Origin of the sequence: Paenibacillus caseinilyticus, from assembly GCF_027533645.1 — a bacterium.
GTDB lineage: Bacteria > Bacillota > Bacilli > Paenibacillales > NBRC-103111 > Paenibacillus_G > Paenibacillus_G caseinilyticus.
Window position 1 is genome coordinate 15,228 of sequence record NZ_JAQAGY010000024.1, and the last position, 23,728, is coordinate 38,955.

Sequence of the window (23,728 nt, forward strand, 5' to 3'; positions counted from 1 at the left end):
ATATCATTCGATGATTATTCTTATATTCCATTACTTTCGCATCAAATTATAGAGCACGATTACATGGTGAACCATGATTTTCCGGTCATGAATTAGCACTACTTGCTAGCGCAACCTCTTCGTTTCGCCTCCCGCAATACGGACGGCTTCGCCGTCTGCGCTAATCCAAACCTCACGGGCATTCGGATTATGTACTATGCTTCGATCAACCGAGAAACGGAGCGCTTTAAGGGCATTCTGATAGGTTACAATATCCGTCATCGACGCTTTCCAGACCGATTCCTCGCCGCCGATCAGCTCGCCCACCTTGTCTACCAGGTCCCAGTTGTCATCATAATCGAATTCGTAGCTGTGGCCCCAGATAAACAATAGCTCCATCCGGCGGAACCACTGCTTGGACGACAGCAGTAGTTCCGCCTTCTCGACCATGTCTTTATGGTGGCAGGTCGGATGCCATCTCAGCCGATCATCCGGCATGTGGAAGCCGCCGTGGCTCTCGACGGTGCGGGCATATTCAATACCGAGCACCGGCAGCGCGTGCACAATGCGGTCGTTGTAGGTGCCGAACGGATAACTCATGCCGCGAACCGGGTATCCCGCAATCGCCTCCAGATTACGGCGGTCCGCGATCAGTTCCTCCGCGATCTGGTCATCCGGAGACTGCTCCAGGAAGGGATGCGTGACGGTATGGGCCGAAATCTCGTGACCGCGAAATAAGTCCGATGCTTCTTCGGCAGCGATATATCCTTCCTGGCCGAAATTGCCGGAATTCAGATGGAACGTTCCTTTGAGGCCATATCGATTAAAAGCCTCCACCAGCCTCCTGTCTTGCTCGCGGCCATCGTCAAAACTAAACACGACCGCCTTGCCAAGCCCTCTCGGAAACCGGTCGAATTGAATGCTCACGTTACCCATTATGACTCCTCCTTACGTATTGTGGAACGGAGTGGAACAAAACCGCATCGGAAGCTTCCGTTACCATACCACCTGAATACCTCCGAACCATTACGGCCGGAGGCATCAAGCTTCTGAACTAGCTTAGTCTTTCTCCTGATTGATCATGAGGAACAGTAACGGTGGAAGATGCTTCCGTTACATTCCCTGCTTGATCGGTCGCTCTATAAGTAACCGTATAAACTAGAGGCTCTTTACCCTTGGATTTTTTGGCGAGAAGCAAGAACTCCGTATCGAATGTGCTGAATTCGGCTTCATGTACCATAGATTCATAGCTGTCGACGGCTGCGCTCGGCGTAATGGACAGCAATTCCACTTGATACGGGTCATTATCCGTTTCAATAGTTGCCGTTACTTTGACCAGCTTATTGTTGGCGGGCCACAAGGTTTCCTTATCCAGGACAACTTTCAGGGTAGGAGCAGCCGTATCAATGACCAAGCTTCTGTACGCCCACTCCGACCAGGTGCCCCCATTGTCCTTCAAGCGAACCCTGATCGACCAATTGCCGTCCGCCAATCCATTCAAAGTGTATGAACCGGATGCGCCCGCCAGTTCGCCGCTGTCCACATCAACCGTCTCCCAACCGTTGCTGGAGGCTTGAACCTGATAAGCAGATTGAACATCCGCATCGTCGGCGTCATGGAACGTCCAGTTAAGCTGCGGATTGTTCAGATTGATCGCCTGGCCATCCTCATACGAGGTGATCGAGACGGATGGAGCCGAATTGCCGGCACCTGTGCCTGTAACGGTTGTGCCGTTCTTGGTCATTGTGTATGTGACTACCTTGCCGCTCCAGAAGTGGAACGTCAGATTCACGACTCCGTCATTCGTATTCTGGAAGAAATTGGGCGTAATCCTGATTCTTCCATTGGCGTAGTCAGGATTGTAGGAATCATAAATTTCCTTGTACGAAGTCCAATTCTGCGGACCGGCATTGCCGCCATCAGCGTACTTTGCCTCCATCGTAGCGACTCGATCGCCATTGAAGGCTGTAGGAATATCAAAGCCTTGGGAGGTTATCGTGCTGGAAACGCTGGACAACGTCGCTGTATCATAATAATTAATGTACAACTTCCACGCAGGACCCGCGCTGAAATGGGCCGACAATACCGCCTTCTGGCCTAATGCGCCTGTAGCGAGACTGGAAAGATAGCTTGCTTTGAGCGTTAATACGTCCCCGTCCACCGTATAGTCTGTGCCGGGTACGAGCGTTTGATCGCCATTCTTCAGCGAGACAAAGCTGTTGCCGTTCAGGTTCAAGGTGACCGATTGGTCGCTGACCGTCTCCCCGCTCTTGATGAAGATACGATCGAAAGACGTCGTCGAAGTGCGGCCGGTCAAACTATGCATAATAATATGATATAGCTCCGGGTCACTCCACTCGAAAGTTGTCCGGTTAACGTACGGGCCGTAATCCCACATCATCGTCGCCATACTCTTCGACTGCATGGCATGGAGGAAGTATTCGAAATACTTGAGCATCTCGCCGCGCTCGACGGTTTCCTCACCCTTACCGTAACCGAGTATTCCGTACTCGCCTATGACAACAGGAATGCCTTTCGATACGAACGTAGTATAGACATTGTTAACCGTTGTATCGATATCGTTTTTCACTTCGGCATTAAACGTTGTGTAGCCTGCGATGTTTACAGAGAAATGCCACAAGCCGTAAAAATGAACGGTAGTGATCAGATTCGGGTCGTTCAATTGTTCTATCGTGGCTGCAAGCGAATCCACATATTTTTGGCTGGCATTCGTCCACAGCGACGGCAAAACAAGCGGACGAACCCCATTATTGCCGCCGGACTCTCTTACAATGTTGAAGAAGGTCGTATTCAATTCATCGAGCAGCGACATTTGCGTTGTGTCTGCTAGGTTGTTGCCGAAAACCGGCTCATTGATGCTTTCGAACACCAGTTTGTTGGGATAATCCTTGAACGTGTTGGCAATTTGCTTCCAGACCGCCGTGTATTCGGCTGCGACCTGGTCATGGTTCGTGTCCATCGTGTTGACCCATTCCACCGAATCGTGGTGCATGTTGATCATGACGTGCAGGCCGGCTTCGAGCGACCAGTCGACAATTTGCTGTACCCTGCTCATCCACGCCGGGTCAACCGTGTAGGATGGCGCAGGTCCCGTGTGCTGATACCAGGTCACGGGAATCCGGATGCTTTTGAAGCCCTGGGCGGCAATTTGGTCAATAAATGCTTGAGTGACAACCGGATTGCCCCAAGACGTTTCATCCGGGCCTCTTGTATCCAGGGAATTCCCCAGATTATATCCCGGCTGCATCGCGTTGACATAGGACTGCATTGGCGTCTGCACCGTCGCACCCTCTTTAATATCGCCGCGCACGATGCCCATACCGTTCGTTCCGATATAGACCCGGCCGTACACTTGCCCATCGCCCGTAATCGTTCCTCTTGCATTCGCGAATTGATGCTGTTCGTCGTTAATACGGATCCAGCTCGCCCCTTCATCCTCCGATCGGTAGAACCCGAACTTGCCGCCGTTCACTCTCATCCCGGCATAGATCGTTTTATACGTTTGGCCCGGCGCTTCTTTGCCGAAACCGACGGATACCGCCTCGTCGACGCCGCCTATCTTCCCGAAATTCGCTCCTGAATCCGTCGAACGGAATAGTCCTTCCTCGCTGGCAAGCCAAATATCGCCTTCGGCCGTAGGAGCAGCCTTGAATTTGCCATTCAAATTATTCGGCAGTCCGGAAGCCGCCGAAGCCGTGAAGTTGGCGCCGCCATCCGTGCTGACATAGAACTTCCCGTCAAGGAAACCGTAGAATTTGTCCGGATTGACGCGGTCTGAAGAGACGCTCGCGCCTTGCGGGATGCCTTTCGAGGCCGTCCACGTCTTGCCAAGGTCGGTAGAGAAGCTCACCGGCCGGATAGCGCTACCATCCGGATGCGGAGCCCATACGATCGTATGGCCGTTCGCGCCGACCGCGACCCATCCTCCGTTCGTGTTGTCGCCATTCTCCGCCTGCCAGGCATTAGTCGCCGGCGTCCAGGTGACGCCGTTGTCCGTCGATATGCCCATCCGCGCGTCTTGGTTCGATGCATGGCCGACACGCACGATCAAATTCGGATTCGTCTCCGCGTAGTCCAGATCGGTGCTGGTTCCGATATAAGGATTCCTGATCATGCGCGGCGCCGTATTCAGGTCTTCGTGACGGAACCCTCCAATATCGCCCATCGCGCTAATCAACGGCGCCCCGGATGAAGGGCTAATCAAGCCGAGAATCGCGGTCTCTTCGATCCCGTCCGCCATGACGGAGATCCCGATTTTCTCGCCTTTGTCGAGATTGGTCACGTTCTCGGAGCCGAACAGCGTCGCCCCGGTACCGTACATGATCCGGTCGGAGTTGAACGGATCGATCTCCAGGTCCCCGATCATCCAACCCAGCTTCGGCGAGGTCTCCGGATCGGTCTCCGGATCGCGCTGAACGCCCCAGTCGAGCCATGGCGAGATCGAATAATCGATCGTGTACCGGTTGTCTCGCTTCGGATTGGAGCTGAACTGCCACAACGAATTCCATGTTTTCCCGCCGTCCGTACTGCGGTAAATCGATTCCTCCGGCCACCATTTGTTCATCGTGGCGACCATCAGCGTATCCGGATGCTGAGCGTCGACGGCAAGACCGCCGTACGGATTGCTCGTATTGCCGGCTCCTTCCGGGCTAATGTCCGTCCACTCGCCCGTCTTCGTATCCAACTTCCATACGGCGCCATTGCCGCCGAGGTAGGGTCCGATCGTCGAGTTAAACGATACGTACAGCATACCGTTGGAACCCAGCGTACCGTGGTGGGGCAGGAATCCCTGTTTCGGCTGACCCGCTACCGGTTCCCAAGTAGCCCCGCCGTCGACCGACTTGTAAATACTCGTCTGGGTATCCGCCAAGCCGACATAAATCGTCTGCGTCGCATGGCCCGCAGAGCCCGTCGAAGGATCGAAGGTGACCCATACGGGGCCGACATTGCCGCCATAGTCATCCTTCACATCGCCGACTGCAGGGAAGCTGCTCACCTTATGCCATGTCGCTCCATAGTCCTCGCTCTTCCACAATCCGTTCCCGTTGCGGGCTCCTAAGTAGAGGATCCGGTTATCGTTCGGGTCGACAGCCAGACGTTCGCCCATGGAACGGCCGGGCATGTTGCCGCCGAATTTGAACGGCATTTCCGTCTTCTCCCACGTTTGCCCGCGATCCTGCGAACGGAGAATGTAACCGTTCGACTCCACCCAGTCGTTCGAGTAGGTGCCGGCAGCAATATAGACGCGATTCGGATCGACAGGGTCGGTAGCGATACTCTCTACGCCCGATAGGTTCCAGTCTTCTAAGCTCACCCATTCCAACAGCTGAATCCACTTCTTCGTCGCGGGGTCCCAGCGATACGCGCCCCCCATATCTGTGCGGGCATAGATGAGATCCTTCTCCTTCGGGTTGTAAATAATGCCCGGAATGAATCCGCCTCCCACGATCTTCACCCTGCCCCAATCATAGGCTTGTGACTTCATTGGCACGATGTCCGACTGTACGGCCGCTGCAGCGCTTCCGGTCGAATCCGCCGCGAAAGCCTTGTTAGGGAGCGTCAAGGCAGGGCCAATGCTTACCATTAACGCGGCAGTCGTCACCAGAAGTGAAGCGGACTTGCATATGGAAATCATTTGTTTGGTGAATCCACGCGACGTTTTCCTTGTTTTCATCAAGCGAATCTCCTTCTTCCATCGTTTTCTTCTTACGATCATGCCACTTGCCCTCCTTGAAAGCCGATATATGAGAGCGTTCTCAGTTTTCGATAACCACCCCCCCTCATCCCACAGCTTTCCTTGCATAACTACTTTATCAACAGGTTGAATCGCGAACCTTCATTTTTTGGACATGTATAGTAACCAGTGAAAGGCAATCCTTTCTCATACAAGCATATGCCTCGCAATTCAATGGAGCTTATGATTTCGACCAAAGCTCAACGCGAGCTTTCACCATCTTGGTGAACTCTTCATTCAGCTTGGCAACGCCTGCGTCTTCCAGGTCCTTCAGGAATTGATCATAGATCTTATCGAAATCTTCCGGCTTCGCCATAATCGCTTCCGGTATGCGTTTCTTCATAATATCTTGCGTTTTCTGGAAAATAACGTTCGCCTGGGAGCCCGTCTCGAACTGAAGCGTCCATGCCGCGCCGTATTTGCGTTCGGGGAACGCGTCTTCGGAAGGCCACAGATCCTTGTAAGTCGTTGCGCCGTAAGCCGCCAGCGTCTTTTTGTCTTCATCCGAGTAAGCTTTTTGGATCTGCTCGGGGAATGTCGTCGTGTAGTAGTTTCCGGACGGATCCTTCACGCCGTCGCCGTAACGGGCGGATAGGTTGTAGTTGCCGATACCCGTTGTTTTCGTAAAGGTATTGTTATCGTTTGATTTTTGCTTTTGCACATCGGCAGGGATGACGCGTTTGCCGTCAACTACATTGTAATGCTTGCCTTCAATACCCCAGTTTATGAGCACTTGGCCTTCATCGGAAGCAAGGTAGTCCAGGAATTTGATCAAGCGAACCGGATCATGAGCATCTTTCGTAATACCAGTGCCCCAGCCAGCAAGGTAACCCGTACCTTGGAAGGAATGATCCTGGTACGTTTCGTTCAATGTGACAGGGAAACGAGCGTAGGTCGAAGCGAATTTGCCTTCCGCTTTCAAAGCGTTCTCAGCTTGGCCGTAATCCCATTGCTGGTCGATAAGACCCAGAACGCGGCCGGAAGCGATTTTTGCTTTGTATTGATCGTATTTTTGAATGAAGCTCTCCGGGTCCAGCAAACCGATATCGTTCATATGGTTCAGCCAACGGAAGTATTCTTTTTCTTCAGGGCGTTGGTAGTGCATCATAGCTTCATACGAATCTTGATTAATGAACATCTCACCGTCGTCCGGTGCTCCGGTTGCGTAGAATGCAGGGTTTGTTACGGAAATCAGAATTTGCCATTCCCCGCCGTTAAGAGATAACCCGATTGTCGGTTGGCCGTCTGCCGTTTTCGGGTGTTTCTCCATGTAGGCTTTAATTGCGGCTTCGTAATCCTTAACGGTTTTGATTTTCGGGTAGCCGGCTGCTTCAAGCACTTGGTGCTGCAATTGGAATCCGCCACCCGCTTCAAAATACTTATGACCTACGGCGGCTAGTGATGGAAGGATATAAATCGCGTCATCATCCGCGCTCCAACGAAGACGGTTAAAGTATTCGCCGTAAACTTTTTTAAGGTTAGGACCATGCTCTTCGATCAATGGACGAAGGTCGATCAAAGCGCCTGCATCAACCAATTTGCCTGCGCTGCCAGATGGCATAACCAGATCCGGATACTCATCGTTTGCTACCATAAGCGCAAACATGTCCGTGTCGGTACCACCGACGGGGAATTCCGGTTTAAGTGTAATGCCTGTTTTTTCTTTAATAAATTTGCCGACATCGGATTGCATGTCATCCCAGTTCGGGTTGTTACCGGTTGCCAAGCGAATCGTAATGGGCTCAGCTGCCGGCTCATTTGCTGCATTTGTTGTTCCTGGCGTCGCCGTGTTATTACCGCCCTCTTGATTCGAATTGTCGCATGCCGTGACGAAAACGAATGCGAGTGACATCATCAAGCTAAGAGCCATGTGCATCTTTCTTTTCATTTTGTTAAAGCCTCCCTTTTTCATGAGCATGTGTTGCATGTGCATAACAGCAACCTGCTACTATCCCAAATTAGCTTTTTACTGCGCCAAGTGTCATTCCTTTGACAAAATACTTTTGAAGGAATGGATATACGAGCAAGATGGGTACGGTAACGACGATCGTAATCGCCATCTTAATGGATTCGGGCGAAACCGCCGCCATCGCTTGCTGTGCGTTCGGGTCGCGGTAATCGCTGCCCGTCTGCGTAGATAACAGCACCTTCATCAGCTCGAACTGCAGCGTCGTATTTTCCGGACTCCTGTTATTGAACAAGTACGTATCAAACCAGGAATTCCAGTGTCCGACCGCAATGAACAATGCGACTGTCGCCAATACGGGTTGACAAAGCGGAAGAATAATTCTCCAAAATATCGTCCAATCACTCGCGCCGTCAATTTTCGCGGATTCTTGAAGCGCATACGGAAGTCCGTCGATATACGAGCGGATAACGAACACGTTCCACACGCTGAGCAGTGCAGGAATGATGTAAACGGAAAAGGTACCGATCAAGCCTAAGTGTTTCATCAAAAGGAAGCCCGGAATGAGTCCGCCTGAGAAATACATCGTGAGCGCGAACATAACGGACATCCATCTTCTGGCCTGAAAATCAGGACGGCTTAACGTGTAAGCCATCATGGAAGCTGCCACAACCCCGATTGCCGTACCGACAACCGTGCGGATGACGGAGTTTTTAAAGCCGGTAACCAAGCCCTCAAAACCGAATATCGTTTCATAGTTTTTCAAGGTAAATTCTCGCGGGTAAATCGTCAGACCGCCTCGTACGGTATCTACCGAATCGTTAAATGAAATCGCGAGTACGTTTAAAAATGGATATAAGGTTACAATGGCTACCACCGTCATGAATACATAGATGAATAGGTCAAATATTTTATCGCCAATATTTTTTTGAACAACGCCTCGCATAAGTCGCGCCTCCTATATGACGGTTTCTTTGGTAACTCTCTTGTATATTCCGTTCGCGATAAACACGAGCAGGATGCTGACTATGGAATTAACGATACCGATTGCCGTACCGTACGAATATCGGCTCATTTGAATTCCGTACTTGAGCGCATACAGATCGAATACCTCGGAATAATCAGATACCAGAGGGTTGCCAAGCAAGAATTGCTTCTCGAATCCAATACTGATTAAGTGTCCAATCGACAAGATGAAAAGGACCATGAAGGTGGTACGAATGCCAGGCAGCGTAATATGCCACATCTTGCGGAATCTGCCTGCGCCGTCAACCGTTGACGCTTCGTAAAGCTCGGGATCGATGCCTGCCATCGCGGCCAGGAAAACAATCGAGTTCCAGCCCACTTCCTTCCATAAATCTGAAGCGGTTACAATTACCCAGAACAAATTGCCTTTAGCCATAAACTGAATAGGCTGGTCGATAATGTTAAGCCACATGAGCAATTGGTTCACCGCTCCGCCTTCTGTCGAAAGCATCTTATAGACGAGTCCGGCTACGACAACCCATGAAACAAAGTGAGGCAAATACGAAATCGTTTGAACCGACCGTTTGAAAACCTGACCTTTCATCTCATTTAACAATAAGGCGAATATAACCGGAACCGTGAAGCCTACAAGGAGTCCCATCGTACTCATGGCCAGCGTATTTCGCATAACAAGATAAAATCGTTCATCGTGGAATAATTCAATGAAGTTATCAAACCCGACCCATTTCTGATCGAGAATGGAATCTTTCGGCTTGTAATTTTGAAATGCGGTCAGCCATCCCCATATAGGTACATAACTGAAGACAAAAATCCAAACTACGAATGGGAGTGACATCATGTACAAGTAACGCTGCTGGAATGCTTTGATCCAGAACCGGTTCCTTTTGAGCGTCGATCCTGCTTCCGGGGTAGCTGCTGTTAGCGGTTTCATCTATGCTCCTCCTAGCTTCGTAAGCTTCCTCTTTACATGTGATAGCTTACCATCTCTTATTTGTACTTATCATAAACGGTAGAGACCACTCCCTTGCACCCTTTAGAGTAAACCTAAAATCATATCAAAAGAAATGCTTTCGAACGCTTTCATAACCGCACTAGAACTCGGATTCGACAGTCCTGCCCTCACCAGGCACTCCGGGTATCCGTACTATTCAATCCATAGAAAAATACCCCCAACCCATCTCGGTTGGAGGTATCCTCAATAGCATGATATGAAAATTATTCATTCCAAAGTTTCACGCGGCCCTTCACCAGCTTAGTATACGCTTCGTTTAGCTTCTCGACGCCTGCTTTCTCCAGTTCCTTCATGAAGTCATCCCATATGGCGTCGAATTGTTCCGGCTTTGACAGAATGGCTTGGGTGATGCGCTTCTTCACAATGGCTTCGCACTGTTGAAAGATGATATTCGCTTCAGAGCCGGTCTCCATGTTGATGGTCCATGCCGATCCCCAAGGTTTGACCGGGAATTCTTTCTCGGACGGCCACAGATGCTTGTAACTTTTGACCTTGTACGCAGCCAATGTCTCCCTGTCTGCTTGCGTGTATTCCTTCTCGATTTGTTCCGGGAAGACAGGCGTGTAATAATTGCCTGTTGGGTCCTTCACGCCATCTCCGTAGCTTGGTCCGAATCGATACATATCTACGCCGGTCGTTTTCCTAAAGCTCCAGTTGTCATGAACTTTCATCTTCGAAATGTCTTCCGGAATGACGCGTGTCCCGTTTTCCATCTTGTAATGCTTGCCTTCGATTCCCCAGTTGACCAGCACTTGCCCTTCGTCGGACGCTAGATAATCAAGAAATTGGATGACGCGAACCGGGTCTTTGGCGCTCTTCGTAATCGAGATGCCGATCCCCGCCAAGTAACCGGTGCTCTGGAAGTCATGTCGTTGGAAGGATTCATTAAGTGTAACCGGGAAGTGGGCGTAGGTTTGATCAATCTTGCCTTCCTTCTTCAAGGCAGCTACTTCACCTGCGAAGTCCCAATCCGCATCGATGAGTCCCAGAACGCGGCCGCTTGCAATCTTCGCCCTGTACTGGCCAACCTTCTGAACGAAGCTCTCGGGGTCCAGCAAACCGATGTCGTGCATATGGTTCAGCCATCGGAAGTATTCCTTCTCTTCCCGGCGCAGGTAATGCAATTTTGCCTCATACGTATCCGGATCGATATAAAATTCACCATCATCCGAGGCGCCAGTTGCTGCGACAGCCGGGTTGGTGACGCTGATCAAAAACTGCCATTCCCCTCCGTTCAGGGACAATGGAAGGATCGGTTGACCGTCGGCCGTGGTCTTGTGCTTGTTATAATAGGTTTTGAGCGCAAGCTCGAAATCCTTCACCGTCTTGATCTGGGGATAGCCAAGCTCCTTCAGCACGGCATGCTGAAGCTTGAAGCCGCTTCCTGCCTCGAAGTAGGTTTGGTTGACCGGCGCTGTCGGCAGGACATAAATGCCATGGTCGTCTTTGCTCCAACGCAACCGTTTCATGTATTCGCCATAGAGCTTCTTGATGTTCGGCGCGTGCGCTTCAATGAGCGGCGTCAAATCGATCAATGCGCCGGCGTCCTTCAGCTTGACCACGCTGACTTTAGCCGCAACCATGTCCGAATATTCGTTGTTTGCCACCATCAGCGCGAACATATCCGTGTCCGTGTCATTGCCCGGGAATTGCGCTTTGATCGAGATGCCGGTTTTTTCCGTAATGAGCTTGCCGACCTCGCTTTGCATGTCATCCCAAAGCGGGTTGTTGTCGCCCGATGCTAAAGTGATCGTCATGGGCGCGAGATCTTTCTTCGACGGTACGTCAAGGCTGCGGGAGCGATCGGAATCCGGTCTGACGCTGCAGCCGGCGGCTACAAGAAGGGTTCCGATCATGAACAAGCTTGCCGCTTTTGTTTTGCTGGCCTTCATGAAATGCTGCCTCCTCTCCCCCCCGCTATGCACAACTATGTGGTTTCCAGTGAAAATGCCTTGGCCTTGGGAGGAGTTCCTTTGATTGAAGAAGGGCGAGCCCCGACATATTTCTTGAATTTGCTATGGAAATAATCCACGTTGGGATATCCGACACGCTCCGAGACCTCGTAGACCTTGTGTCCTTCCCGGAGGAGCCGGATCGCTTGCTGAATACGGACTTTATCCAAGTAGGTGTGGAAGGAGTCGCCCGTATGCTGCTTGAACATTTTCCCCAAATACCCCTTGTGGTAATTGAATAGTTCCGCCATCGTCTCCAACTTTAAATTCTCATGATAATGACGCTGGATAAAATCCATCACTTGCTTGACCACAGGCAGGCTGCCGTTCCCCCCCAGCCTTCCCGCCAGTTCGACGAGCTGGGTCCGAGCGGCGCAGAGCGCCTTATCGTAATGGGTGTGTCGATAAAGCGCGGCCAGTAGCGGCGCATAGTCCTGGATATTGACGCTCGGATGGAGAGCCGCCAGATTGCTCAGCGCCACGGACAACACTTGTACCAGGCCAGACTTGATCGCGGTTTCGGAAGAATCGTAAGCCGCAAGCGCTCTTCCCGCTTCCTCCAGCGTCTCCGCCACCCCCTCGCCTCTGCCGATATCCAGCATGTAGAACAGCTTGGTTGCGAGCGCCTCGACATCCGGAAGAGCATGTGTCTTCGGTTCCGTCGCCGTACGGCTTAAGACGGATTCCGTCGCCGCATGGATCTGCCCTTCGGCAAGCAGGAAGCGATTTCTTAACACGCCTAAGGCGTCTTCATACGATTGACGGATATCCGCAAGTTTATAGACAATCTGTCCTGCAGCAGCAGTAAAGCCTGCCTGAAGACCGCAGGCGTCCTGCAGAAGCCGGGTCCATTCGCTTTTGACGCAGGGTCGGTTCAGATCCCCCTTCAGAAGGAATCCGATATACGGACCGGTCTGAAACCCGTACCCGAGATCCTCTTCCTCCGCGGCTTCCAGCCATTTCGTCTTAACCGACTCCAGAGTCTCAAGTCCTGCCTGAGAGATGTCCTCCACCTCAACCAATAGAATCTGCTTGGATTTCCCTGCAAAACTGGTTAAGGGCAGCAGTTCGCTTTCCAACGCCGGAGCGTCTTCCGGGTCAGCCGCGATCAACTTGAGGATCAGTTCCTCCCTTAGCGCGTTGACATGGAATTCGGACAATTTGGCGTGACCCGACCGCTGGTCCAGTTTGGATCGGATGCGCAGCAGCTCACCCTTTAGCTCCAGTGCATCGATCGGCTTGAGCACATAGCCGCTCACCCCCATCTCCATGGCTTGCTTGGCGTAGGCAAAATCAGCGTAACCGCTCAGGATCAGAAATTGGCAATCCCCATCCGTCTTGCGAATCTCCCGGATCGCTTGAAGACCATCCATGCGCGGCATCCGGATATCAATGACGATCAGTTCAGGAGAAAGCTCCCGATGGAGGGCAACCGCTTTGATTCCGTTTGAGACGTCTCCCACCACGCAGAAGCCAAGCGATTCCCAATCGACAATTTTCAGAAGCCCCTTCCGGATGGCCGGCTCGTCGTCGACCACTAGCACTTTATACATGCAACTTTCCTCCCAGCGGTATGGAAAATGATAGGCGCGTACCGGATCCGGGCGAGCAGTCCAGCTTTAGCCCGAACCCTTCTCCGTAAGTCAGAATCAGGCGCTGATGCACGTTGCGAAGACCTATCCGATGCTCATCGGCATCTTCCATATCCTGAAAGGAATGCTCGATTTCCCGCCATTTCCCTTCCGGTATGCCGCACCCGTTATCCTCCACCGTAATCACGACTCGATCCGATTCTACACGCGTGCCGATGATGACAATTCCCCCTTCTTCAACATCCTCCAGCCCATGTACCACCGCATTTTCCACTAGAGGCTGAACGAGGAGCGGCGGAATCTCCACGCTCATGGCCGAATGATCCAGATGGAGCTCGTAGGTCAATCGTTCGTCGTCGAACCGGAATTGCTGCAGCTCCAAATAGCAGCGCGCAATATCAAGCTCTTCCCGGAGCGTGATTGTGCGGTCACCGATTTCAATGCTGCGCCTCATCAGTTTCCCCAAGAGATGCACGACATTGGAGATCTCCGCATCCCCTTTAGCGAACGCTTTCATGCGAATGGATTCCAGCGCATTGAACAGAAAGTGCGGGTTCATTTGACTGGCCATCATCTTCAGCTTGATATCGCGCTGCCGCAGCTCCAGCAGATTTTTTTGTCTATGGGACTCTCTCACTTCTTCCATCAAGCTGCGGATGCTGGCTAGCATATGGTTGAACTGTCTGGATAACGTGCCGATTTCATCGGTTCCATCCACTTCCGACTTGACGTTCAGATTCCCCATCGCGACCTTGTTCAACACCTGATTTAGCAGAAGCAGCCTGCGGGACAAGAAAGACGAGGTGAAATAAATGAGCACGAGCGCGATGGACAAACTGGCCGCAATGATGGTGAACCCCAACTTGCTGACCCGGTTTGCTTCGCTCACGATACTGTCGATCGTAAAGACCGAAATGACTTTGAGCCCGTTCCGGCTAAATGGCGGAACCACCTCTTCCACCACAATCTTCGAAGGCTTCCCCTCGTAATTAAAATCGTAGACGCCAGCGCGCCGATCGCTCAGATCCTTGGCGAAATCCATGCTTTCAATATTCCGTCCGACCCATTGCGGTTGTTTGGCAGCGACAATGGAGCCCTTCTCATCGATAATCATCGTATCGAACGGTTCCTGGCTTAGAATCCCACCCAGTTCATCCTGGTCCAAATTGATGACCAGTACTCCATGGGAACGGTACAGCGGAAAATCGATCCTCCGAACGAGGCTGAGATAAGCGCGATTTTCTTTCGTCTCGTCCTTGATGTAATGCCAACCGATGAACGAACTGGATTTGTCCAGCGCCTCCCGATACCAGTTCGAGTTCTTGACAGACGCATCAGCGCTTAGAAAATCCCAGTTGCTAATCGGCAGCGGAGGGTCTGTATAGAAGCGGACGTTATCGATTTCCTTGTATAACTGCACGGAGTCCCGGAAATAGCGAAAATCCCTATAGGCCGTAACCAAGTCGAAGGTAGTCTCATAGCGGGCATTGACCAAATTGGATAACCGATCGTCCACTTGCAATTTGTTCGATATTTCAATCGGCATGCGAAGAATATCCGTTATGTGCTTCTTAATCTTATCCACGTTGTTCATGGTTTGCTGTGTAGCTTGGTCTAGTACATTCTGGCGGTAGGAAGCGGTCAAGATCAGGCCCACGAGAAGAACAGGGATGAACACCACTGCGACGATGGAAATGACCATCTTGTTCTTTAACCTGATATTGTTCGTCTTCCTAAGGGCGGCTAGGATCATACTTCCCATTCTAGGTCTCCTTTCGGATGCAGGAGTAAGTCGTGAGCGGATGGCTCCGTTATCAACGATAGAGCTTGGCTTGATGGCGCTTACAACACAAAGCGGCGTTTCGCTCTTCTGGACGGGAAGAGCGTAAATAATAGCTTCTTATCCCTTTCGCCTTTAAGCGGATTTCAGAGTTTGGAACAGCCCTCAAGGAGAGCGCTTGGCCGCTGTTCCAAGCTCTGAATCTGTTGTTTTAGACTGTCGAGGACGTCTCGTACCTGGTTGTAGCAGATTTAATATACACTATTTTCACCATAATCCGCTACCAATTGTTAGGTTTCTACATTCAACAGTTTCGTCAGGATCTGTAAGGCTGACATTCATTCGGTTCCCAGCACCAGATGCAAGACAAGACCCTCCAAACGATACATTTGGAGGGGGATTTGAGTTTACCTACTTTACCTTCAATAAAACCGTGCGTATTAACGATGGAGAACATTCGCATTTTCCGGTTAAAGTCAGCTGGTTCCTGGATCTACGTGCGAGAGAACTGGACGTTATTCATGTAGAACGTAGCTGGAGTGGTAACACTGGTAACCGTAATTGTTTTCCATTTCGTGAAATTGACCCCAGTCATAGTGGCTAGAGGAATAGAAACATGTTTCCATGAAGCATCGGAAGGCGTTTGTATGTTTATGGAATAACCATTCGTCCCATCGCTAACATACATGGAAAGCGTTACGCCTCCAGCTCCCGCTTTCACCCAAAAGTCTAACGTATTGTAAGCAGATACGTCATGTGAGGCCCAATCATTCGTATAAAAAGCCCCGTTCCAGCCGCTTCCTGCATAGACAAACTTCTGTGAAGCGACACCGGTCTTTCCGGGTACAACCGTAGCGTCCGTACTTGCTGTTAGGTTATTCGAATTGCTGTACTTTACAGCATATGGCTTACGCTCCAATTCAAGTGACTTGGCACCAAAGGAGATCGTATAATTACCGCCTGCATCAGGTTGAATGACTTGACCATTTTGTACGACCTGATAACCATCCCCGTTCTTTAGCTTCACCTTTAGATTGATATTATTGGGGAAGGAGGCTGGAACGTTCCAATTGTAACTCGTTCCGGTTAAAGTCGGATTTGGTGTAAGGCTTTCGATTGTTTTCTGCGCCCTCCAGTAGCCGCTTACCGCCCCGCAAGGGGCGATCCAGATGCTGGATCGTTTGGTATCCAAATAGTTAATCAATGCATTCATCTGATCCAGTGGCAAGGAAGTAGCAGTACCACCAACATCATGTGCCGTAATTACTGTCCAGGCTCCTTGGCTTATTGCATGATCTACCCAACCCTTGTAGTCCGTATTGAAGCTTCCCTCCTCCCATGTAAACAGGGAAGAGATATTCATCCAATCGGGGGTGTCTGATGGTTTCATATAGTAAGTTCCGTTACCCCAACCCCCTCTTGCTGAAAGGTGCGTATCTTTCAGGTATTTGACAAGATAGGGATCATTATTCGTGTAAGGATAGGCATAAGTTACAACTTTTGAGCCCATCGCTTGTGCAATCTCTGTTTGAGCAGCGACCGTTTCATCATAGCCTAAAGTATCGTCATAAGTCCTTTGGTAGGGCTGGGTTGGATTGGCACTTGGTTCATAGTGATGTTTGGAATGGTTTCCAATTTCATGGCCAGCCAAAGGGAGTTTTTTCCAATCCTCTTTTCGGCTACCCGTGATTGCCGTTTCCGTTATAAAAAACGTAGCCTGCATGCCTTTTGCATTTAAAGCCGGGACCGCATAATCAAGCTGCGAATCCACACCATCATCAAAGGTAAGAGATATTGCTGATTGTGCTCCATTCCAGGGCACGACTGTTATTTGTGGTCCAGTGTAGGGATCTGCGTATGAGAACTGAACGTTATTCATATAGAACGTCGTATTAACAGTACTCGTATTACAGGTAAATATAATTGATTTCCACTTAGTAAAATCAACTCCGGTCATAGCAGAGAAATCAATGGAGACGTGCTTCCAGGATGCATCGGAAGGTGTTTGGATGTTTGCGGTATAACTATTCGTCCCATCGCTAACATTCATGGAAAGAGCTTCGCCGCCAGCTCCTCCTTTTACCCAAAAATCTAACGTATTGTAAGCAGATACATCATGTGTGCCCCAATCCGTGTAAAAGGCCCCGTTCCAGCCGCTCCCTGAAACAACAAATCTCTGGGAGGCAACACCGGTGCTTCCAGGTACAACGGTGGAATCATTACTTTGAGATAGATTATTACTACCGCTGTAATTCACAACATATGGGGCTGATGGTGCCGCCGATGCAGTATGCGGCACCATCGCTAATGGAGGCAAAAGAATTAAGAGAGCTATGAACAATGAAAAAATTCTTTTCATTTGATGTCATTCCTTTCGTTGTACTGTAGTATGCGTATTGAACTAAACCTTCCTTTCCATAGCGATAGCTTTTGCTTGATACCTTTAGGCGCATTTCTTGCTGCAGGCCTTTAGGATAGTGTCGATTGATAGCTGTCCCCAAGCAGGTTCATTCTACTTTGGGACAGCCCAAACGTCTATAAGGATGACTTAGTTATACTTGACTGCGTATTTGCCGAGCCGCTTCGCTTTGAACTCGACATTGCCCGTTTTCGGATTGTAATTCGCATTTTTTATGATTTCCAGTTTTCCGTTATCGTTCAAATAATAGAGTTTAACCCGGTTCGGTTTCTCGCTGTCCTTAAGCGTATAGCCGATCGCCGCGCGGACGTCGTTGCCGTCGAATTTCGTCACCGGCTTCCCGGCATCTGTCAAGCTGAAGTCGAGCACCCTGCTGTCGCCCAGCTTGCTCCGCATGTCACCTGGAAGCGTGCTTGCATCCACGATGCCGACTTGAACCGCAACGCTGGCAGCTGGCGACGGACGGGTTCCGCGTACCAGCTTCGGATCAATCGAGACGACGGCAAGTCCGTTGTCGACCGCGATCGTTTTGACACCGCGCTCGTCCGCATAAGAAAGCGACTGGGCCGGCATTTCGACTCTCACGGCTTTGACGTCTGCCAGCGGCTTCACCTCGACGGTCACCTTCTTGTCCGGCGTCTGCTCAATCGCGTTCCGCACGATGTCCCCGCCTAAGGATACGGATGCGGTTCCATCGGCGTTCACAGTCGGCTCGGCATGGATCTTGCCGTTGCTCTGCGTGATTGCCGGCATGACGGTGACGACTGCCGTGGCGGCATATTGGCCATCCGCGCTTACAGCGGCGATCGCGGCCGTCCCCGGCTTCAGTCCGGTTACCTGGTCTCCCGAGACGCTCGCAACGGATTCGTCGCTCGATGACCAGACGACCGGACGGCTGGATGCGCCGCCGTCGAATACCGGAGCCAGTGCAGCCGATTTACCGGCCTCAACCGTCAAATCGTTCACATGGAACCCTTGCACCGCCGCATCCTGTTTCATATCGCCGCGCACGATGCCCATACCGTTCGTTCCGATATATACCCGGCCGTACACTTGTCCATCGCCCGTAATCGTCCCGACTGCATTCGCGAATTGATGCTGATCGTCATTCATGCGGATCCAGCTCGTTCCCTCGTCCTCCGAACGGTAGAACCCGTACTTGCCGCCGTTCACTTTCAAGCCGGCATAGATCGTTTTATGCGTTTTGCCCGGCGCTTCTTTACCGAAACCGACGGACATAGCCTCGCTGATGCCGTTTACTTTCTTGAAGCTCGCTCCCGAATCCGTCGAACGGAACAATCCTTCCGAGCTGGCAAGCCAGATATCGCCCTCGGCCTCAGGAGCAGCCTTGAACTTGCCATTCAGATTTTTCGGCAGCCCGGAAGCTGCCGTAGCCGAGAAGTTGGCGCCGCCATCCGTGCTGACATAGAACGTCCCGTCAAGGAAACCGTAGAATTTGTCCGGATTGACGCGGTCCGAAGAGACCATCGCACCATGCGGAATGCCTTTCGAGGCCGTCCACGTCTTGCCAAGGTCGGTCGTGAAGCTTACCGGGAATTCGCCGTTACCATCCAGATTCGGAGCCCATACGATCGTATGGCAGTTCGCGCCGACCGCCACATATCCTCCGCCCGTGTTGTAGTTGATGGGCACTCCCGCCTGCCAGGGATTGGTCGCCGGCGTCCAGATGACGCCGTTGTCCGTCGATACCCCCATCCGCTCGACGATGTCCGACTGTGTATGTCCGACCCGCACGATCAAGTTCGGATTCGTCTCCGCGTAGTCCATATCGAGGGTGGAATTCAAATAAGGATTTCTGATCATATGCGGCGACGTATTCAAGTCTGCATGGCGGAAACCGCCGATATCGCCCATCCCGCTGATCAACGGCGCTCCGGATGAAGGACTAATCAAGGCTAGAATTCCATTCTCTTCAATCCCGTTAGCCATGACGGAGATCCCGATTTTCTCGCCCTTGTCGAAATCGGTCATGTCCTCGGAGCCGTACAGCGTCGCCCCGGTACCGTACATGATTCGGTCGGAGTTGAACGGATCGATCTCCAGGTCGCCGATCCCCCAGCCAAGCGTTGGCGAGGTTACCGGATCGGTCTCCGGATCGCGCTGAATGTCCCAATCGAGCCATGGCGAGATCGAATAATCGATCGTGTACCGGTTGTCGCGCTTCGGATGCGAGGTGAACTCCCAAAATGGTTTCCATGTTTGTCCGCCGTCCGTACTACGGTAAAACTGGTTATCAGGCCACCATTTGTTCAGCGTCGTAACCATCAGCGTATCGGGATGCTGAGCGTCGACGGCAAGACCGCCGTACGGATTGCTGGTGTCGCCGGCTCCGCCCGGGCTGATGTCCGACCACTCACCCGTCTTCGTATCCAACTTCCATACCGAACCGCTGCCGGCGGTGAACGGTCCGATCTCCGAGTTGTACGTTACGTACAGCATACCGCTCGAACCCAGCGTTGCGTGGTGGGGCAGGAATCCCTGCTTCGGCTGGCCCGCAACCGGTTCCCAGGTAACCCCGCCATCGACCGACTTGTAAATGCTCGTCTGCGTGTCCGCCAAACCGGCATAAATCGTCTGCGTCGCATGGCCCGCAGAGCCCGTTGAAGGATCGAAGGCGATCCATACAGGACCGACTTTACCGCCGTAACCATCCTCCACGTCGCCGACTGCAATGAAGCTGCTCACCTTATGCCATGTCGCTCCATAGTCCTCGCTCTTCCACAACCCGTTGCCGTTGCGGGCTCCCAAATAGAGGATCCGGTTATCGTTCGGGTCGACAGCCAGTCGTTCACCCATGGTCCGGCCGGGCATGTTGCCGCCGAATTTGAACGGCATTTCCGTCTTCTCCCACGTTTGTCCCCGGTCCTTCGAACGAAGAATGTAACCGTTCGATTGCACCCAATCGTTCGAGTAGGTCCCGGCCGCAATGTAGACGCGGTTCGGATCGACAGGGTCGGTTGCCAGACTCTCCACGCCCGACAGGTTCCAGTCTTCCATGTTCAGCCACTCCAGCAGCTGAATCCACGTCTTGGTCGCCGGGTCCCAGCGATAGGCGCCCCCCATGTCCGTACGGGCATAGATGAGATCCTTCTCCGTCGGGTTATAAATGATGCCCGTAATGAGTCCGCCGCCGACGATCTTCACCCTGCCCCATTCATAGGCTTGCGTTTTCACTGGCACGATGTCCGGCCGTACAGCTTCGCTTGCGATCGAATCCGCTGCGAATGCCTTGCCGGGAATCGTTGTCAACGAAGAGCCCGTGCTTGCCGTCAACGCGGCGGCCGTCAGCACAGCCAGCCACTTTTTCTTTTTTTTCATGTCCTTTATTGTCCTCCTTCTGACTATCATATTGTAAACGCTGTCACTGCGTTGATCTAATCATATTGAAAACGATATTCGACGAATACCCAGAAAACACAACTAAAAATCATATTAAAAAATATGTATATTAGTCTGTCCATCGCCCTCATGTCCCAATGCCCATAAGAAAGCAACTCCCGATCCATACCGTGCGTCATTAGCCGGTCATTAATCGGGGGTAGCGTTTGGCCTTAACCGACAATACCTGTACGCTCAATCCCTACAACGAAGTATCGCTGCACGCAGAAGTACATGAGGATAAGCGGGAGGATCGCCAACAGGATGCCTGTATCCTGCACCATACTCAAATAGAAAGGGTCCGACTGGGATGAAACCCCGTCCGTAATTCCGGATAGATTATAGGGCAGCGCAGCCAATTGCACGGACATAACCTTGCCTGAAGACAAATACGTTGTCGTAAAGAAGCTATCATTCCATTGCCACACGAACGAAAAGAGCAACACGGTGATAATCGCGGGGAGCGCGTTCGGGAGCATGATTCGGGAGAACGTCGTCCCCATACCTGCTCCATCGATTTCCTGGCAATAATATTTGTAATACAGCCAGATGTCTTTACCAGGCTATTCTTACTTACTTCAAAAACGCCGTCGCGTGCTTGCGGCGGCGATGCTATTTAAGCCGGGTGCCGGGCTTCCTGTCTCACTTCCTCCACTATCGCCCTGACCCCCTCCTCGATTTGTTCGGGCTTCGCCCGCGCGATGCTGATCCGCAAAAACTTCTCCCGCTTCAAATGATCCGACAAATAAAACGGCTTGCCGGAAGCGACATGGATATCCCTTGCCGCGAGCCGGTTCATCAGACGTTCAAGATTGACCGTTTGCGGCACCTTGAACTGCACGAACACACCGTAGCGGACATCCGGTATTTGGATGAGCCCCTCCTGGTTATACTTCCGCACCGCCTCGTTCAGAGCGCGGATCCGGGCTGCATATTGGCTGCTGATTTTGCGCTTATGCCGCTCATACATGCCGCTTTTAATATACACCTCGAGCGCCGCCTGGGACAGCTGCGAGGTGTCCGCGTACCTTTTGTATTCGTCGAACGTCTTCAGCAGCTTTTCCGGCAATACGACGGCGCCGATCCGGAGTCCCGGGAAAACGATTTTCGAGAAGCTTTTCACATAGACGACGTGGGATGATCCGTTATAGGCATAAATGGGATCCATACCCGGTTCTTCGCCCAAATCGGCCATGTAATCGTCCTCCACAACGTATACGTTATATTTGCTCGCCAACCTGGCGATCGCTTTTCTCTCCTCCACGCTGTACGAGGTACCCAGCGGACTGTGGTGCCTCGACATGGTGTAGAAAAACTTAATTCGGCCAAACTTAAATTTGTCCTCCAGCTCCCGCAAATCAATCTCCGCCGCCGTACGGGCGATTCCGCCTACCGGAATGCCCTCCGCTTCTAAGAACCGCAAATAAATATCATAGCTCGGCTGTTCAACCAGAATGACCGAGTTCCCATTCGGGAACGGCATTTTGGCAAGCAGTTCGAGCGTGGGCTGAGCACCCGACATGATCACGATCCGTTCCGGCTCGGCAAACACTTGGTCGTCGGCCAAATGGGTAACGAGCGTTTGACGAAGCGTTTTCAGCCCCTTCGCATCGCCGCAGGTGAACAGATCGTATTTGTAAGTATCCAACGCTTTGTTCACGCAGATCTGGAAATCCAAATACGGAAACACGCTGGGATCCGGCGACGTAGCGGCAAAATCGATCGTCCTGCTCTCCATACCGTCGGAACGGCCCTCCGGCTTTTCCACCACGTAATAGCCGCTTTGTGCGATGGAGTATATCGCGTGGCACTTCTCGAGTTCCGCGTAAGCCCGCGTAATCGTGCTGACGCTGCAGCCGTACAGCTTCGCCGCATTGCGGACGGATGGCAGCTTTTGACCCGAAGCGAAATTCCCTTCGGCTATTTTTTTCTCCATATCGGAGAGAATATCCACATATTTTTTCATTCCTCTTCCTCGCTTCCTCTAGTCATTCTTTACTGTTCGGGCAACTGTATCGATACACTTTTAAAAAGACGATATTGTTCCAACCGGCAATTCAGCTTACCATGTCAATTAACGGATTCAAGTTCGCGAACACGATCCAAGCTTTACCTACAGTCAGATAGAAATCGCTTTTGTATGATTGTAGCGGGAGTCATGGGAACCAATTGTTTCGGTCGAGCGAGGTCTCTCCAAAAAACGGAATCGCAAGACCGCCATCCCAGCCATGGAAAAGCCAGATGAGGCTTAAGCATTGCACAATCAATCAAAGGAGTCGATGAAACATGTCATCCATACAAGCCGATTTTGTATCCGTATTCCGTGAACGTCATTCCGTCCGGTACTTTGATCCCTCTTACAAACTCGGCGAACAAGAAATCAAAGAGCTTCTGGAAATCGCGGGCAGCGCCCCGTCGTCTTGGAATCTTCAGCATTGGAAGTTCATCGCCTTTACCGAGTCAGGAGCCAAGGAGAAACTGCGTCCTATCGCGAATGGCCAAAAGCAAGTCGTCGACGCTTCCGTTACCGTCGCCATCCTCGGGGATCTGGAGGCCAACCGGAATGCCGAAGCCGTGTTCAAACCCGCCGTCCAGGCCGGACTTGACGACGCATACGCGGGTTATTCCTCTTACCCGGTCATGATCGAGCAAATCGAATCTGCATATGCGAACGCTTCCCCCACATACCGGCGGGATGAAGCCATTCGCAACGCTTCGCTCGCCGCCATGCAGCTCATGCTGGCCGCGAAAGCGAAAGGGCTCGACTCAGGCCCGATGGTCGGCTTCGACGCCGATGCCTTCGTCAAAGCTTTCAACGTCCCTTCGCGTTACATTCCGGTCCTGCTTGTAGCCGTCGGCAGAGCGGTTAAACCGGCCCGGCCGACCACCCGTTTCCCGGCGGAGCAGACGATTGTGTGGAACGGGTTCTGATTCGAGGCGGTTCCAT

12 protein-coding genes and 1 pseudogene are annotated in these 23,728 nt (G+C 51.8%); 1 reads left to right on the top strand and 12 read right to left on the bottom strand.

The window, feature by feature from the left end:
* Window positions 1–105 precede the first annotated feature (105 nt).
* The 12 genes and pseudogenes from O9H32_RS26340 to O9H32_RS26395 all read right to left on the bottom strand — a co-directional run bounded on the left by O9H32_RS26340 (window position 106) and on the right by O9H32_RS26395 (window position 22,747).
* A complete protein-coding gene (locus O9H32_RS26340) occupies window positions 106–915 on the bottom strand; it encodes a polysaccharide deacetylase family protein (protein ID WP_269869111.1) in 810 nt (269 codons plus the stop codon).
* A gap of 118 nt (window positions 916–1,033) precedes the next feature.
* Window positions 1,034–5,584, bottom strand: a complete 4,551-nt coding sequence (locus O9H32_RS26345; protein ID WP_269869183.1) for a cellulase family glycosylhydrolase — start codon at window positions 5,582–5,584, stop codon at window positions 1,034–1,036.
* A 331-nt stretch (window positions 5,585–5,915) separates the two neighbouring features.
* Window positions 5,916–7,622: an ABC transporter substrate-binding protein gene (locus O9H32_RS26350; RefSeq protein WP_406627389.1), complete on the bottom strand. Its 1,707-nt coding sequence runs from the start codon at window positions 7,620–7,622 to the stop codon at window positions 5,916–5,918.
* A gap of 70 nt (window positions 7,623–7,692) precedes the next feature.
* Window positions 7,693–8,586: a carbohydrate ABC transporter permease gene (locus O9H32_RS26355; RefSeq protein WP_269869112.1), complete on the bottom strand. Its 894-nt coding sequence runs from the start codon at window positions 8,584–8,586 to the stop codon at window positions 7,693–7,695.
* Between the two features lie 12 nt (window positions 8,587–8,598).
* A complete protein-coding gene (locus tag O9H32_RS26360; protein ID WP_269869113.1) occupies window positions 8,599–9,558 on the bottom strand; it encodes an ABC transporter permease in 960 nt (319 codons plus the stop codon).
* Window positions 9,559–9,842: 284 nt separating this feature from the next.
* The gene (locus O9H32_RS26365) at window positions 9,843–11,531 is read right to left on the bottom strand and encodes an ABC transporter substrate-binding protein (protein WP_269869114.1); all 1,689 of its coding nucleotides are present in this window, start codon (window positions 11,529–11,531) and stop codon (window positions 9,843–9,845) included.
* A gap of 35 nt (window positions 11,532–11,566) precedes the next feature.
* The gene (locus O9H32_RS26370; RefSeq protein ID WP_269869115.1) at window positions 11,567–13,144 is read right to left on the bottom strand and encodes a response regulator transcription factor; all 1,578 of its coding nucleotides are present in this window, start codon (window positions 13,142–13,144) and stop codon (window positions 11,567–11,569) included.
* Window positions 13,137–14,945 (bottom strand): sensor histidine kinase, encoded by a 1,809-nt coding sequence (locus tag O9H32_RS26375; protein WP_269869116.1) that lies wholly within the window; start codon window positions 14,943–14,945, stop codon window positions 13,137–13,139. The genes O9H32_RS26370 and O9H32_RS26375 overlap by 8 nt, the downstream gene beginning before the upstream one ends.
* 511 nt (window positions 14,946–15,456) lie before the next feature.
* The gene (locus O9H32_RS26380) at window positions 15,457–17,322 is read right to left on the bottom strand and encodes a polysaccharide deacetylase family protein (protein WP_269869117.1); all 1,866 of its coding nucleotides are present in this window, start codon (window positions 17,320–17,322) and stop codon (window positions 15,457–15,459) included.
* A 189-nt stretch (window positions 17,323–17,511) separates the two neighbouring features.
* Entirely contained in the window at window positions 17,512–20,721 is a 3,210-nt protein-coding gene (locus O9H32_RS26385) for an Ig-like domain-containing protein (protein ID WP_269869118.1), read from the bottom strand.
* A 233-nt stretch (window positions 20,722–20,954) separates the two neighbouring features.
* Window positions 20,955–21,299 (bottom strand): annotated as a pseudogene (locus O9H32_RS26390) (ABC transporter permease subunit); the annotation flags it as partial.
* 98 nt (window positions 21,300–21,397) lie between these two features.
* Complete coding sequence (locus O9H32_RS26395; protein WP_269869119.1) at window positions 21,398–22,747, bottom strand: aminotransferase-like domain-containing protein; 1,350 nt, start codon at window positions 22,745–22,747, stop codon at window positions 21,398–21,400.
* Between the two features lie 320 nt (window positions 22,748–23,067).
* Here O9H32_RS26395 and O9H32_RS26400 point away from each other — a divergent pair, with 320 nt between their 5' ends.
* A complete protein-coding gene (locus O9H32_RS26400) occupies window positions 23,068–23,712 on the top strand; it encodes a nitroreductase family protein (RefSeq protein WP_269869120.1) in 645 nt (214 codons plus the stop codon).
* Window positions 23,713–23,728: the final 16 nt, after the last annotated feature.

Bases quoted from the DNA above. Each gene is read 5' to 3' on its own strand.
- O9H32_RS26340 (WP_269869111.1), bottom strand. From the start codon at position 915: ATGGGTAACGTGAGCATTCAATTCGACCGGTTTCCGAGAGGGCTTGGC.
- O9H32_RS26345 (WP_269869183.1), bottom strand. From the start codon at position 5,584: ATGGTAAGCATTGGCCCTGCCTTGACGCTCCCTAACAAGGCTTTCGCG.
- O9H32_RS26350 (WP_406627389.1), bottom strand. From the start codon at position 7,622: ATGAAAAGAAAGATGCACATGGCTCTTAGCTTGATGATGTCACTCGCA.
- O9H32_RS26355 (WP_269869112.1), bottom strand. From the start codon at position 8,586: ATGCGAGGCGTTGTTCAAAAAAATATTGGCGATAAAATATTTGACCTA.
- O9H32_RS26360 (WP_269869113.1), bottom strand. From the start codon at position 9,558: ATGAAACCGCTAACAGCAGCTACCCCGGAAGCAGGATCGACGCTCAAA.
- O9H32_RS26365 (WP_269869114.1), bottom strand. From the start codon at position 11,531: ATGAAGGCCAGCAAAACAAAAGCGGCAAGCTTGTTCATGATCGGAACC.
- O9H32_RS26370 (WP_269869115.1), bottom strand. From the start codon at position 13,144: ATGTATAAAGTGCTAGTGGTCGACGACGAGCCGGCCATCCGGAAGGGG.
- O9H32_RS26375 (WP_269869116.1), bottom strand. From the start codon at position 14,945: ATGGGAAGTATGATCCTAGCCGCCCTTAGGAAGACGAACAATATCAGG.
- O9H32_RS26380 (WP_269869117.1), bottom strand. From the start codon at position 17,322: ATGAAAAGAATTTTTTCATTGTTCATAGCTCTCTTAATTCTTTTGCCT.
- O9H32_RS26385 (WP_269869118.1), bottom strand. From the start codon at position 20,721: ATGAAAAAAAAGAAAAAGTGGCTGGCTGTGCTGACGGCCGCCGCGTTG.
- O9H32_RS26395 (WP_269869119.1), bottom strand. From the start codon at position 22,747: ATGAAAAAATATGTGGATATTCTCTCCGATATGGAGAAAAAAATAGCC.
- O9H32_RS26400 (WP_269869120.1), top strand. From the start codon at position 23,068: ATGTCATCCATACAAGCCGATTTTGTATCCGTATTCCGTGAACGTCAT.